The sequence below is a fragment of the Myxococcaceae bacterium JPH2 genome (assembly GCA_016458225.1).
Classification (GTDB): Bacteria; Myxococcota; Myxococcia; order Myxococcales; family Myxococcaceae; genus Citreicoccus.
Window position 1 is genome coordinate 69713 of the sequence record JAEMGR010000021.1, and the last position, 13674, is coordinate 83386.

At 72.6% G+C, this 13674-nt stretch carries 3 protein-coding genes; all 3 read right to left on the reverse strand.

Translation table 11 applies throughout. The features are described 5' to 3' along the window. Positions 1 to 28 precede the first annotated feature (28 nt). Genes JGU66_26900 through JGU66_26910 form a run of 3 tightly spaced genes read right to left on the reverse strand, consistent with a single transcriptional unit; the run spans position 29 to position 13667 of the window. Positions 29 to 1549, reverse strand: a complete 1521-nt coding sequence (locus JGU66_26900; protein ID MBJ6764416.1) for a hypothetical protein — start codon at positions 1547 to 1549, stop codon at positions 29 to 31. Continuing rightward, positions 1546 to 8115, reverse strand: coding sequence for an SDR family NAD(P)-dependent oxidoreductase (locus JGU66_26905; GenBank protein MBJ6764417.1), 6570 nt, complete (start codon positions 8113 to 8115; stop codon positions 1546 to 1548). Before JGU66_26905 ends, JGU66_26900 begins: the two co-directional genes overlap by 4 nt. Further along, complete coding sequence (locus JGU66_26910) at positions 8112 to 13667, reverse strand: type I polyketide synthase (protein ID MBJ6764418.1); 5556 nt, start codon at positions 13665 to 13667, stop codon at positions 8112 to 8114. Before JGU66_26910 ends, JGU66_26905 begins: the two co-directional genes overlap by 4 nt. Positions 13668 to 13674 lie beyond the last annotated feature (7 nt).

Genomic DNA, 13674 nt, shown 5'->3' on the forward strand with positions numbered 1-13674 from the left:
CCGCCGCGGGCCACCCGCATCCAGGCGGTCATGCGCTCCTCGGGGGGACCGGCTCCATGGGCGGGAAGACGCGCTGCTCGGGGGCGGAGGCGAAGCTCTGGAGCAGGAACTCGAACGTGCGGGCCCAGCCGCGCACGAGCGACGCGTCCAGGATGTCCCGGTCGTGGATGAGTTCGCCTCGCAGCGGTCCGTCGGGTTGCTCCTCCAAGGCCAGGGTGAGGTCGTGAAGCGTCGTGTCCGGCTCCAGGGGGAGCGGGGCGCCGCGCAGCGCGGCCAGTGTCGGCCGGGGTGTGGCGCCCTTGAAGACGAGCATCGCCTGGGGGGCGCGCAGGCCCAGGTCTTCGAGCGCGACGTCGGGATGGGCATACGCGTCCAGCGCCACGCGGCGCGCCTGCTCGAGCAGGTCCATGAAGCTGGGGTTGTTCTCGGGCCGCAGGCGCAGCGCCAGCGTGTTGACGAACGTGCCAATCAGCGGCGCGAAGTCCGGGTGCCCGCGGTGCGCCGCCGGCGTGCCGATGAGCAGGTCCCGCTGGCGACCCACGCGCGCCAGGAGCACGTAGTACGTGGTCAGCAGCACCATGAAGAGCGTGGCGCCGGCTCTGTGGCCCACCTCGCGCAGGCGTGCGACCAGCTCGGCCTCCACGAGGACCTCCACCGCGGAGGCCCGATAGGTGGGGTGCTCGGGGCGGGGCTGTGCGCCGGGGAGGGACAGGTCCTCAGGGGCGTGCTCAAGCTGCTGCCGCCAGTACGCGAGCTGACGGGAGAGTCCCTCGCCCTGGAGTTGCTGCCGCTGCCAGCGCGCGAAGTCGCCGTACTGGAGGCGCAGCGGACGCAGCGGCGAGGTGCGTCCCTCCACGAAGGCGGCGTAGAGGCTGGAGAGGTCGTGGATGAGCAGGCTTCGCGAGGTGCCGTCCACCACGGCGTGGTGCATCAGCATGAGCAGCACGTGGCTGCGCGCGGCCAGCCTCAACAGCACGGCGCGGAACAGCGTGCCGTGCTCCAGGTCGACGCGGCGGCGGCGCTCCGAGTGGAGGTGGCGCTGCAGGGCGAGCTGCTGGGACTCGCCCGTCAGGTGGCTCAGGTCCAGCAACGAGAGGCGGGACGGTCCTGGCGGCGCGATGCGCTGCACGCACGTGTCTCCGCGCGCGGCCAGGCTCGTCCGGAGGACTTCGTGGCGCTCCACGAGCGCGGCCACGGCTCGGGCGAGCACGTCGAGATCCAACGGGCCCTCCAACCGCATGGCGAAGGCCGCCATGTGCGCGGGCCCCCGCTGCGGCTCGCGTTGCTCCGCGCGCCACAGCCGCTCCTGTGCGAAGGACAGGGGAGGCGGTCCCTCACGCGGAGGCACCTCCAGATGCGGAACGTCCGCGCCCGCTGGGGACTCCGGGCGCTGGAGCAGCTCCAGCAGGCGGGGCTTGTGCGTCATCAGCGCGAGGCGGAGGGTGGGGTCGACAGCGCCTTCCTTCGCGCGCACGCGCAGGTGGCCGGCCTCCGCCCAGAGTTGGACGTGGTGCTCGGCGAGGCGAGAGAGAAGTTGGTCCAGGTTCATAGCGTCAACTCGGTGGTGCCTTCGGCGGATGTCGCCGGGACGGGCTCCGTGGGGGCGAGCTGGTGGAGGGTGAGCCGCTGGTGAGCGAGTCCGGCCAGCTCGCGCAGGCTCGCTCCGCCGATGAACTTCTCGAGGGGCACATCCGCCCCCAGCTCATGAAGCACGTGGTTCTTCAGTTCGATGGCCATCAGCGAATCCAGGCCCAGCTCGCTGAGTGGCCGGTCCGGTGCGAGTCGCGCCGGGTTCTTCACGCGCAGCACCTTGGACAGTCGCTGGCGCAGGTATTCGACGAGCAGATGCTGGGCCTCGACCCCGGGCGCGCGTGCGAGCTGCTCCAGGAGCGCCGCGTCGCGAGAGGCGGTGCGCGGCGTGCTCGCGCGCTCAGGCGCCACCAGCGCGGACAGGAGGAGCGGGATCGCGCCCTTCACCTCGAAGCCGCCGCGCGCGATGGGCATGACGGCGACCTGGATGGCGGCGCTCGCGGCGAGCAGCGAGGACAGCACCTCCAGGCCCTGCGCGGGGCGGATGGGGTTCATCCACCGCTCGGCCAGTCGTTCTTGCACGCGTGTGCCCGCCGCTGCGCCCACTTGGGACCAGGCGCCCCAGTTGATGGTGAGGGCCGGCAGGCCGCGCGCGCGCCGGTAGTGGGCCAGCGCGTCCTGGAAGGTGTTGGCCGCCGAGTGGTTGGCCTGGCCGCTGTTGCCCAGGAGCGAGGCGATGGACGAGTAGAGGACGAAGAAGTCCAGCGGATGCGCCAGCGTCAACCGGTGCAGGTTCCACGAGCCGAGCACCTTCGCGGCGAAGACCTTCTGGAACCGGGCATGGGTCTGCTGCGCGAGGATTCCGTCATCGAGCGCCCCCGCCGAGTGGATGACGCCGCGCAGGGGTGGCATGCCGTCCAGCCCGGTGGCGAGGGCTCGGGCGAGCGTGTCCTCGTGCGACACATCCGCGCGCGCCACCACCACGCGCACGCGCGCGGCCTCCAGCTCGCGGAGCTGCTCCGTCGCGTCAGGAGTGGGCGCACCCCGGCCGAGCAGCAGGAGGTTCCGCGCGCCGCGCTCCACGAGCAGCCGCGCCGTGAGCAGGCCCAGGCCATTGAGGCCACCCGTGACGAGGTAGGTGGCGTCCTCGCGGCACTGGAAGGGCGGGGACGACTCCAGCCGCGCATGGCGCACCACGCGCGGCACGCGGCGCACGCCGTCGCGGAACGCGACCTGTTCGTCCGAGCGCTCCGACAACAGCTCGGTGACGAGCCCCTCCAACTCGTCACGCGCCGGATCCAAGTCGATGACCGTTCCCCCGAGCTGGGGATGCTCCATGGCGATGCCGCGCCCCAGCCCGTGCAGCGGAGACTGCGCGACGCCAGGGGCACCGTCCCCCGTCACCGCCAGCGCGCCTCGCGTGACGAAGCTGAGCGCGGGGGTGAGGTTCGCGGTCAGCAGCGCCTGGAGCAGCTCCAACGCTCCGCCGCAGCCGTTGCGGTACGCGGACTCGAGGTCCAGGCCCGCCGCGTCTCCCGGCGCGGGCGAGTCGAGGCTGGTGAGGTGCACGACGTGCGTGGGTGAGCGCGCGTCCGCGAGCAGCCGCGCGTAGTCCGCCGCCGTGAGGCCCGCGCCCGGCACGCGGGTGCAGCGCTCGCCGAGCGTCTCCAGTCGCTCCGCCAGCGCGGCGCCCGTACCGCGCCGGTCCGCCACGATGAGCCAATGGCGGCCTGGGTCGCGGGGCGGGGCCTCGGGCGCGCGCGCGAGGAGGACGGCTGCCTGGAGGCTGGCCTCGTGCTCCTCCTTCGCGAGCGCCACGCATTCCGTGAAGCCCGCTTCGCCCAAGAGCGACTTCCAGCGCGCGCTGGAGATGAGCGGGTGGCTGGGGCGCACGTCCGTGTCGGTGAAGCGCCACCAGCCCGAGGTGAGTCCGAAGGTGAGGTCCACCCAGCGGCGCGTCTGTGTGGCCTCCACGAGCAAGAACAGTCCGGAGGGCGCGAGCAGTCGGCGCGCGTGGCGGAGCGTGTCGCGCAGGCTGGCGGTGGCGTGCAGGACGTTGGCCGCGACGATGACGTCGAAGCCACCTGGCTCGAAGCCCTGGGGCACCGGGTCCTTCTCGATGTCGAGCGCGCGATACGTCACGAAGCCGTGCGCCTGGAACTCGCGCGCGGCGCGCTGGAGGAAGTGGGGCGAGATGTCCGTGAAGACGTACTCGGTCCGCTCGGGGGGCAGCTCGCGCAGGAGCAGCGCGGTGGTTCCGCCCGTGCCCGCGCCAATCTCCAGCACGCGCAGGGTCCGTTCGGCGGGGAGGCGGAACACGGCGTGTGCCAGCGCCGCGCGGGCCTGGGCGTTCAGCTCCTGAGGCCCGGGCGAGTCGCGGTAGAGCCGCGCCGCCACGTCCGTCTCGCCGCGAGGAAAGAGCAGCTCCAGGGAGTCTCTTCGGCCGCGCAGCGCGTCCGCCAGCCCCTCGCCGCAGCGCCCGAGCAACGCGTGCTCCGTGTCATGTGTTGGATGGCGCTCGCCCAACTGTCTCCAGCGCTCCAGCAGTTCAGGTCGCTCGGGCGTCCGGGCCACGGCGAACGCATTGCCTTCGGCGCGCAGGAGGCCGTCCTCGACGAGCATCGCCAGCAGTCGGTGCCACAGCCGCTGGTGTGCGGGGACGACGCCCAGCTCGGCGGCGAGCGCCTCCGCGGTGAAGGCGGGGCGCGGCTCGAAGCCGAAGCCCAGCCTTCCGAGCGCCTGGATGACGTAGGGAACGCACAGCGCTTCGAGTTCCTCCAGGAACTGGCCATACGCCGCGAGGTCCTCGCGAAGCGACAGGCCGTGGAGCTGGGGCAGGACCGCATCGCGCAGCGCCTCGGGTGAGGGCAGCCACGTGGGCGCGACGCGCGGTCCCCGCGGTGGAGCGGGACGCCACTCCAGCGCATAGAGCCAATCGTCCAGGCGCGTGTCGTCCGGGTTGCGCAGCGCTTCCAGACGGACCTGGCGGAAGCGCAGCCGCTCCGCCTCCGCGAGCAGGCGCCCCTCCCGACTGAACAGCCGCAGCGATGCCACCGCGTCCAGGCCCTCCTGGCGGCGCTTAAGGCTTGCCCACACGTCACGTTCCAGCGGCGCGTGCACGCGGAGCCCTTCGAGGCTCGCGGGCAGGTAGGGCACGTCCTTGCGTCGGGGGAAGGTGGCGCCCAGGGCCTGGCAGCACGCGTCGAGCAGCACGGGGTGCAGGGCGTACGGTTCCAGCGCGAGTTCGTCCGGCAGGGTGATGCGCGCGAGTGCCTCGCCTTCGCATCCAGACAGGGTTCGAAGTGCTTGGAAGGAGGGGCCGTAGGCGAGTCCGCCTTCCGCCAGATGCGCGTAGTAGTCGGATGGGGCGATGACGCGCGTGAGTCGTTGGCGGAGCGCGTCCAGGGCCTCTCCCGGCACGGACGTGACGGCGTTGGAATCGAGGCGGCCCGTGGCCACACGCTCCCAGGAGACGGTGCCCTCGGGTTGCTCACGGCGCAGGAAGATGCGCAGGGCGTGGACCCCAGGTGACTGCTCGACCCACGTGGTTTGAACGACCGCGACGCCCTGCTCCGGGAGGACGACGGGCCGCTCGAAGTCGAGCTGGCGCAGGGAAATGGGAGCGTCGTCCGCGGGCCTGGCGAAGCGCGCCGCCGCCAAGGCCAGCTCGACCAGCGCCGCGGCCGGTAGGAGCACCGCGCCGGACACGCGGTGATGCTCCAGGAAGGCGGGGGCCTTGGCGCTCAGCGCGGACTCGAAGCGTGCTTCACGCGCATCGGCCAGCTCGACACGTCGGCCCAGCAGCGGGTGCAGACCGCTGGGCGTGGGCGGTGGGGCCTCGGTGGGCGCTGGGGGCGTGGCTTCGATCCAGTAGCGCTCGCGCTCGAACGGCGTGGTGGGCAGGCGCACGCGGCGATGCGAGGCCCGTCCCTCCACCTCGACCCAGTCCACGGGAACGCCGCGCGTGTAGAGGGTGGCGAGGCTCTCCACCATGCGGCGACGTTCGCCCAGCCCCGAGCCCAGGCTGGGGAGCCACTCGCGCGCCTCGCCGTCGTCCGGGACGCAGCGCTGTGCGAGGCCGAGCAGCACATTGGATGGTCCCACCTCCACGAAGTCACGCACGCCCAGCCCGTGGAGTGTCTCCACCGCGCGCGCGAAGTGGATGGGCTGGAGCAGGTGCCGGCACCAGTACGACGGCTCGGACAGCTCGCCATCCGCCATGAGCCCGGTCAGGTCCGAGAGGATGCGCACGCGGGACGGCGCGAAGCGCATGCGCGTGACCTGGGCTCGGAAGGGCTCCACCACGGGGTACAGCAGGGGCGAGTGGAACGCGTTCGTCACTGGGAGCCGCCGGGCCATCACTCCCTCGCGGGCGAGCAGCTCCTCCACGCAGCCGACGGCGTCGCGCGCGCCCGAGATGACCGTGCTCTGCGGACCGTTGATGGCGGCGATGGAGAGCCGGTCGCGATACGGCTCCAAGGCCGCGGCGACGCGCGAGGCCGGAGCCCGCAGCGCGCTCATGGCTCCGTCCGAGGACAGCTCCTGCATCAACCGGCCGCGCATGGCGACGAGCGGCAGGACGTCCTCCACGCGGAAGATGCCGGCGACACACGCGGCGGCGTACTGGCCCAGGCTGTGCCCCACGACGACCGAGGGACGCACCCCCCAGGCCTTCCACAGCTCCGCGAGTGACACCTCCAGCGCGACGAGGGCTGGCTGGGCGAACCGGGCCTCATCCAGCGGCGAGGCCGCGGCGTCCGCCGCGAACAAGACCTCCAGCAGCGGGCGCGGCAGGTGCGGCGCGAGGATGGCGGCGCAGCGGTCCAGCGCGGTGCGGAACGCGGGCTCGCGCTCATACAGCTCCCGTCCCAGCCCCGCGTGCCGAGTCCCCTGTCCGCTGAAGAGGAACGCCACATGCGGCGCGCGGGCGCTGGGCTCGCCGGACGCGATGAGGCCCGGGGCGGGCGCTCCCACGGCGAAGGCCCGCAGTTGTGAGCGCAGCTCCTCTCCCGAGGCGCAGACCGCGGCCAGCCGGTACGGCATGGGCGAGCGCCCGGTGCTGGCGGAGTAGCAGACGTCCGACGTGTCCACCTCCGGGTGGCGCGTCAGGTGCGCGCCATAGCTCGCCGCCAGGGTGGTGAGCGCGGTGGGCGTCTTCGCCGACAGCACGAGCACCTGCTCGCGCCGGCCCTCCGTCACCGAGGGCGGGCGCACGACAGGGGGCGCGGACTCCAGCACCACGTGGGCGTTGGTGCCGCTGTAGCCGAACGCGCTCACGCCCGCGAACCTCCGCGTGCCGCCGGGCCACGGGCGCTGCGCGGTGACGACCGAGACGGGCAGCTCGCTCCAGCGAATCTCCGGGTTCGGGCGCTCGAAGTGCAGGTTGCGGGGAAGCTCTCCGTGGCGCAGGGCCAGCGCGGCCTTCATGAGCCCCGCCATGCCCGCGGCGATCTCCGTGTGCCCGATGTTCGTCTTCACCGAGCCGATGAGCAGCGGGGACTCGCGGTGCCGCGCGTCGCTGAACACCCGGCCGAGCGCCTCGACCTCGATGGGGTCACCCAGCGCCGTGCCCGTGCCGTGCGCCTCCACGTAGTCGACCTGCGACGCCGAGACGCCACCATTGCGGAGCGCGGCGCGGATGACCTTCTCTTGCGCGGCGCCGTTGGGCACCAGGAGCCCGCCGCTGTGACCGTCGTGATTCACCGCCGAGCCGCGCAGGATGGCGATGACGTCATCTCCGTCCGCGAGCGCGTCCGACAGGCGCTTGAGCACCACCACGCCGCAGCCCTCACCGCGCACGAAGCCATCCGCCCGCGCGTCGAAGGTCTTGCAGTGGCCCTCCGCGGAGAGCATCCGCATCTGGCACTCCACGATGGTGCTCATGGGAGACAGGATGAGGTTGATGCCCGCGGCCAGGGCCACGTCGCACTCACCGCCGCGCAGGCTCTGACACGCCAGATGGACCGCCACGAGTGACGAGGAGCACGCGGTGTCCACCACCAGCGTGGGGCCCTCCAGCGCGAGCAGGTGCGCGATGCGACCCGCCGCCACGCTCAGGCCCGTGCCCGAGCCGACGTGCGTGTCCATCGCCGCCGAGGTGTGGACCAGGTACGTGTAGTCGCGGTGCATGATGCCCACGAACACGCCCGTGGCCGTGCCGCGCAGGCGCGAGGGCGCGAGGCCCGCGTGCTCCAGCGCCTCCCAGCTCACCTCCAGCAGGATGCGCTGCTGCGGATCCATCACCACCGCCTCGCGCGGGGAGATGCCGAAGAAGAGCGGGTCGAAGCGGTCCACTCCGCTCACGAACGCGCCGTGGCGCGTGTACATCTTCCCGGGCGTGCCTGGGACGGGCGAGTAGTACACGTCCAGGCTCCAGCGCTCCGAGGGCACCTCGGTGACGGCGTCTCGGCCCGAGCGCAGCAGCTCCCAGTAGGCGTCCGGGCTGTCCACGCCTCCGGGGAAGCGGCAGCCCATGCCGACGAGCGCGATGGGCTCGGCCGTGAGCAGCCCCATCCGATTGCGCACCTGCTTCGCCGCGTAGGCGAGCTGGGTGGCGCTCATCTCGGAGAAGTCGTTCGTGCTCACCGGACACCTCGGGAGCCGCCGGCCTCGGGTGCGCGGCCGGTGGTGAGCGCGTCCGTCACATCGGCCTCGGACATCTGCCTGACCTCCATCAAGAACGAGTCCAGCTCGGCATCGGGAGCGAGCACCTCGCGCGGCGGAGCGGGTGCTTCGACAGGGGCCAGCTCGCGCGCGAGGTGGTCCGCGAGGGCCTCGATGCTCGGGTGGTCGAAGACGACGCTCGCGGGGAACGAGCGGCCCAGTGAGGTCTGGAGCGCGTTGCGCAGCTCGGTGGCCATGAGCGAGTCCATCCCGGCCTCGAACAATCCCTGCTCAGGGGCCAGGGGCTTGCTGGGGTCCAGTCCCAGCACCCGCGTGACGAGCGTGCCGAGGTGCTCGTGCAGCAGCCGTGGTTGATCCGCCACGGGCGCGGCGGCGTAGCGGCGTCGGAAGTCGCCGCCACCGGGTGTGCTCCGCGTCGCTTCGCCAACGACCTCGGAGAAGAACGGCGTGGCCGTCAGGCGCCCCAGCGCGGGCCAGTTCACGGCCACGACGCCCACTTGGGGACGCAGCTGTCCCAGGAGTTGCTCGAACGCGGCGAGCCCCTGCTCGGGCGACAGCGGCGTGACGCCCAGGCGGCGCGCGCGGTCCAGGCCGTGCCCGGTGGTGGCCATGCCCACCTCGGACCAGGGCCCCCAGTTGATGGCGAGCGCTGGCAGGCCGAGCGCATGGCGATGATGCGCCAGCGCGTCGAGGAAGGCGTTGGCGGCCACATAGCCGGACTGGCCCGCGTGCCCGAGCAGGGAGGCCACCGAGGAGAACAGGACGAAGAAGTCCAGCGGCTGGGCCAGGGTGAGCCGGTGCAGGTGCCAGGCGCCCAGGGCCTTGGGGCCCAGGACCCGGCCGAAGCGCTCCAGGTCCTGCTGGAGCAGCATGCCGTCCTCCAACACCGCCGCGGCGTGGATGACTCCGCGCAGGGGCGGCATGGTGCGAGCCAGGCTCGCCAGCGCCGCTGCCGCATCGGACTCCACGCAGAGGTCCACCTGGAGCGTGACGACATGCGCGCCCATGGCCTCCAGCTCGCGCAGCGCCACGCCAGCTTCCACGGTGGGTGGCCGTCGGCCCAGCAGCGCAATGTGCCGCGCGCCGCGCTCCACCAGCCGTCGCGCCACCTTCAATCCCAGACCACCGAGTCCACCGGTGACGAGGTACGTGGCCTCGGCCGGGAGGTTCATCCTCGGCATGCCTTGAGATGCCTCGGGCGCGCGCGACAGTCGAGGCACGAGCCGTTGTCCACCGCGCAGGCAGACCTCGTCCTCGTCACCGCGCTGCCGCAACTCCGCGACGAGCTGCGTGGCCGCGTCCGCGCCGGGCGTGGAGTCGAGGTCCACGCGCAAGCACCGCAGCTCTGGGTGCTCCTGGGCGATGGCCTTGCCCAGCCCCGCCAGGCACGCCAGCTCGGGTCGCGTGGCTCCGTGAGGCGCTTGCGCGCCGCGCGTGACGAGCACGCATCGAGGTGGGGTGCCCGTCTCGGAGGCGGCCTGCACCAGATGGAGCGCGCCGCCGAGCAGGGTGCGCCACGCGGACATCAGCGCGTCCGGGCCCACTTCCCGGGTCGCCGGGACGTCCAGCGCCGTCAGGTGCAGGAACCCCGTGATGGGCCCTGCCTCGCTCAACATGCGCCGCGCGCTCGCGAGCGAATCCAGCTCCAGCTTGAGCGTGTCCGGCCCGGAGGGATGGGGGACTGCGTGGAGGCAGGTGGCGCCCGTGGCTCGAAGCGCGTCGCACACCGGTCGGCCCAGGTCATCCGCGTCGCCGAGCACGAGCCAGCGCTCCGGACTCGTGGGGGCCTCCGCGGTGCTGGAGGGCAAGGGCATGGGCCTCCACGCCGTCTCGTAGAACCAGCTCCGGGGCACTCGGTCCGAGCTGCCCAGCAGCGCCTCGCGCGGCGCCTGTTGGAACTCCAGGCGCTCCAGCTCGGCCAGCACGCGCCCATCGGGTGACAGCAGCGTGAAGTGCGCGGTGTGGACTCGCTCGCTCAGCGTGGGCCCGCCGTCGAGCCGCGCATGGACGAGCACCTCGGTGCCCAAACGCTCGTGCACGCGCAGCCGCCCGAGTCCCACGGGCAGGTAGAGGCTGCCGGCGGGTTGCTCGGGGAAGATGGCGCCGAGCACCTGGAAGCAGGCGTCGAGCAGCACGGGGTGCAGCACGTACGCGGACGCGTCCGCGCTCAGCGACTCGGGGAGGGCGAGGTGCCCGAAGGATTCCTGATGTCCGCGCCCGAAGCGCGTGACGGCTCGGCAGGTGGCGCCGTACTCGATGCCCTGCTCGGCGATGCGCCGGTAGAAGTCCGCGACGGACACGCCCTCGGCACAGCGCCTCGCGAGGGTCAGCGGATCCTCATGGCGCGAGGCCACCCCAGCGCTCGCCGCGATGAGCCGCCCCGAGGCGTGCAGCGTGAATCCGCCTGGGGAGAGGCTGTGCACCTCGAACGATGCGGGCCGCGGGCCTTCCGCGGGCGTGACGAGCGTCTGCACCGTGCGTGGCTCGCGGTCCTCATCGAGTCGCAGCGGCGTGTGGAAGCGGACGTCCTCCAGGCACAGCACTCCCTCGCCCAGCACCTCACGACCAGCCGCCACGCCCATCTCGAGGTACGTGGCGCCCGGGACGATGAGGGCGTCATGCACGCGGTGCGCGGCGAGGTACGTGAAGGCCTCGGTGCTCAGTGCGCCCTCGAACTGGTGCACCCTCGCGGCGGAGACGAGCCGTCGGCCGAGCAGCGGATGCCGCGCTGGCGTGCCCTCGCCCAGCGCGGGTCGCAGGCGCATCCAGTGACGCTTGCGCTGGAACGGGTAGTTCGGCAGGGGCACGCGCGAGTGCCGCCCCCCAGCGTTCAGCCGCGCCAGGTCCACGGGCGCGCCGTGCACCCACAGCTCCGCGAGGCTCGCGCGCGTCTGCTCCAGGTCCGAGCGCCCCGGACGCAGGCTCGGCAGCCACTGCGCGCGCTCGTCGCTCACACAGGACCTCCCCAGGCCGAGCAGGACGGGAGCGGGGCCCAGCTCCAGGAGGACGTCCACGCCCTTGGCGAAAACAGCCCGCATCCCCGCGGCGAAGCGCACCGTCTCCCGAGCATGACGGCGCCAGTAGCTGGCGGCGCTCAGCTCCTCGCGCGCCAGCATCCCGGTGACGGTCGAGATGAACGGCAGCTCGGGGACGCGAGGGCGGAGCGCGGCCACCTCGCGCTCGAGGTCGTCCAGCACGGGCTCCATCAGCGGCGAGTGGAACGCGTGCGACACCTTCAGCGGTCGGCACTCGATGCCCTCGCGTTGGAACGCGTCCGCCAGGGCGCGCAGCCGCTCACTGTCGCCCGCGAGCACTCCGTCGGTGGGGCCATTCACGGCCGCGATGGAGACCTCGCGCGAGAATGGGGCCACGGCGCGCACCAACTGCTCCTCGCTGGCGTGCACCGCGAGCATGCCCCCGCGCTGAGGCAGGGCTTGCATGAGGCGGCCTCGGATGGCCGCGAACCTCAGCGTGTCCTCCAGGGACAAGACGCCGGCCACGTGCGCGGCGGCCAGCTCGCCCACGCTGTGACCCAGCACCATCGCGGGCTCCACACCCCAGTGTCGCCACAGCTCCGCCAAGGCGATACCCACCGCGACGAGCGCGGGCTGGGTATAGGCCGTCTCGTCGAGCCGCCCCGCGTGCGCGTCCTCGGCATGGAGCACGGACAGCAAGGAGTGCTCCAGGTGCGAGCGAAGGAGCGTGTCGCAGCGGTCGAGCACCTCGCGGAAGCGCGGCTCATGGGCGTACAGCTCGCGCGCCATGCCGGCGTACTGCGAGCCCTGCCCCGTGAAGAGGAAGGCCACGCGAGGCCGCCGTCCCGCCATCACCTGCCCGGACACCATGCCCGCCGCGGGCTGTCCCGCCGCGAATGCCAGCAGCCGCGCCGACACGGACTCAGGAGACGCCGCCGTGAGCGCGAGTCGATGGGAGAGCTGTGCCCGCCCCGTGGCCGCGCTGAAGCAGACATCCGCGAGCGAGACGTCCTGGCCCGCGCCGGTCAGCCACGCGGCGTGGCGTCGAGCCAGCTCCCGCAGCGCCTCGTCGCCGCGCGCCGAGAGCGTCAGCAGCGCGGGGCCGGAAGCCACCGCGCGAGCGCAGGAGTCCTGGGTTGGCGCGGGCGCCTCTTCGAGGATGAGGTGCGCGTTGACGCCCGAGAGCCCGAAGCTGCTGACCCCCGCGAGACGGCGGCGCGTACCCCGAGGCCAAGGCGTGCGGCGTGTCACCACCGCGACGCGGGTCGAGTCCCACGCGATGCGAGGGTTGGGCGTGCGCAGGTGCAGGTGCGCGGGGAGTTCCTCGTGCTGGAGCGCCAGCACCAGCTTCATGACCCCCGCGACGCCGGCAGCGGCCTCCAGGTGCCCGATGTTCGTCTTCACCGAGCCGATGAGCAGCGGCGCGTGCGCGGGCCGGTCGCCGCCGAACACCGCGTCGATGGCCCGCACCTCGATGGGGTCTCCCAGCGGCGTGCCGGTGCCGTGCGCCTCCAGGTAGTCCAGGTCCCGAGGTGACAGCCGGGCGGAAGCCAACGCCTGACGCAGCAGCTTCTCTTGCGCGGGACCGTTGGGGACGGTGATGCCGCCGCTCTGCCCGTCATGGTTGACCGCCGAGCCGCGCACGAGGGCCAGCACCGGGTCTCCCGCGCGCAGTGCATCCGACAGGCGCTTGAGCACGAGCATCCCGCAGCCTTCGCCTCGCCCGAACCCATCCGCCGCCGCGTCGAACGTCTTCGAGCGTCCGTCTGGCGCGGTGGCGCGCATCTTCGACAGGACGATGCTCGTATCCGGGAAGACCATCAGGCTGACGCCGCCTGAAAGGGCCAGGTCGCACTCGCGCGCGCGCAGGGCCTGACACGCCAGATGCGTGGTGGCGAGCGAGGATGAGCACGCGGTGGCGACCACCATGCTCGGCCCCTGGAGTCCGAGGACATAGGACAGGCGCCCCGCCGCGAAGCTCATGTCGTTGCCGGTGCCCATGTACGGCAGGTCCGCGGGCTCGACGCGCTGGAAGGGGATGCGGCCGTAGTCGCCGGTGATGACGCCCACGTACACGCCCGTGGCGCTGCCCCCCAGCCGGTCCGCCGCGACGCCCGCGTTCTCCAGCGCCTCCCAGGTCGTCTCCAGCAGGAGCCGCTGCTGCGGATCCAACATGGCCGCCTCGCGCGGGGACATGTTGAAGAAGGGCGCGTCGAACTGGTCGATGCGCTGCTCCACGAAGCAGCCCTGCCGCGTGGTCATCTTCCAGAACGCGTCCGGGTTCTCGTCGTAGTAGGCGTCCGCGTCCCAGCGCTCCGGAGGCACCTGGCGCGTGGCGCACTGGCCCTCGCGCAGCACGCGCCAGTAGCGGGTGGGGCAGTGCGCGCCCCCGGGATAACGGCACGCCATGCCGATGATGGCGATGGGCTCTTCCTGAGCGGCCTGGAGCGCATCCAGTCGCGCGCGCAGGTCTCGCACGGCGATGGCCGCCTGCTGGAGCGGAGTGGGAGCTTCTCGTGGGGGCGTGGGAAGCGTCATGGCGTGC

Bases quoted from the DNA above. Each gene is read 5' to 3' on its own strand.
- JGU66_26900 (MBJ6764416.1), bottom strand. From the start codon at position 1,549: ATGAACCTGGACCAACTTCTCTCTCGCCTCGCCGAGCACCACGTCCAA.
- JGU66_26910 (MBJ6764418.1), bottom strand. From the start codon at position 13,667: ATGACGCTTCCCACGCCCCCACGAGAAGCTCCCACTCCGCTCCAGCAG.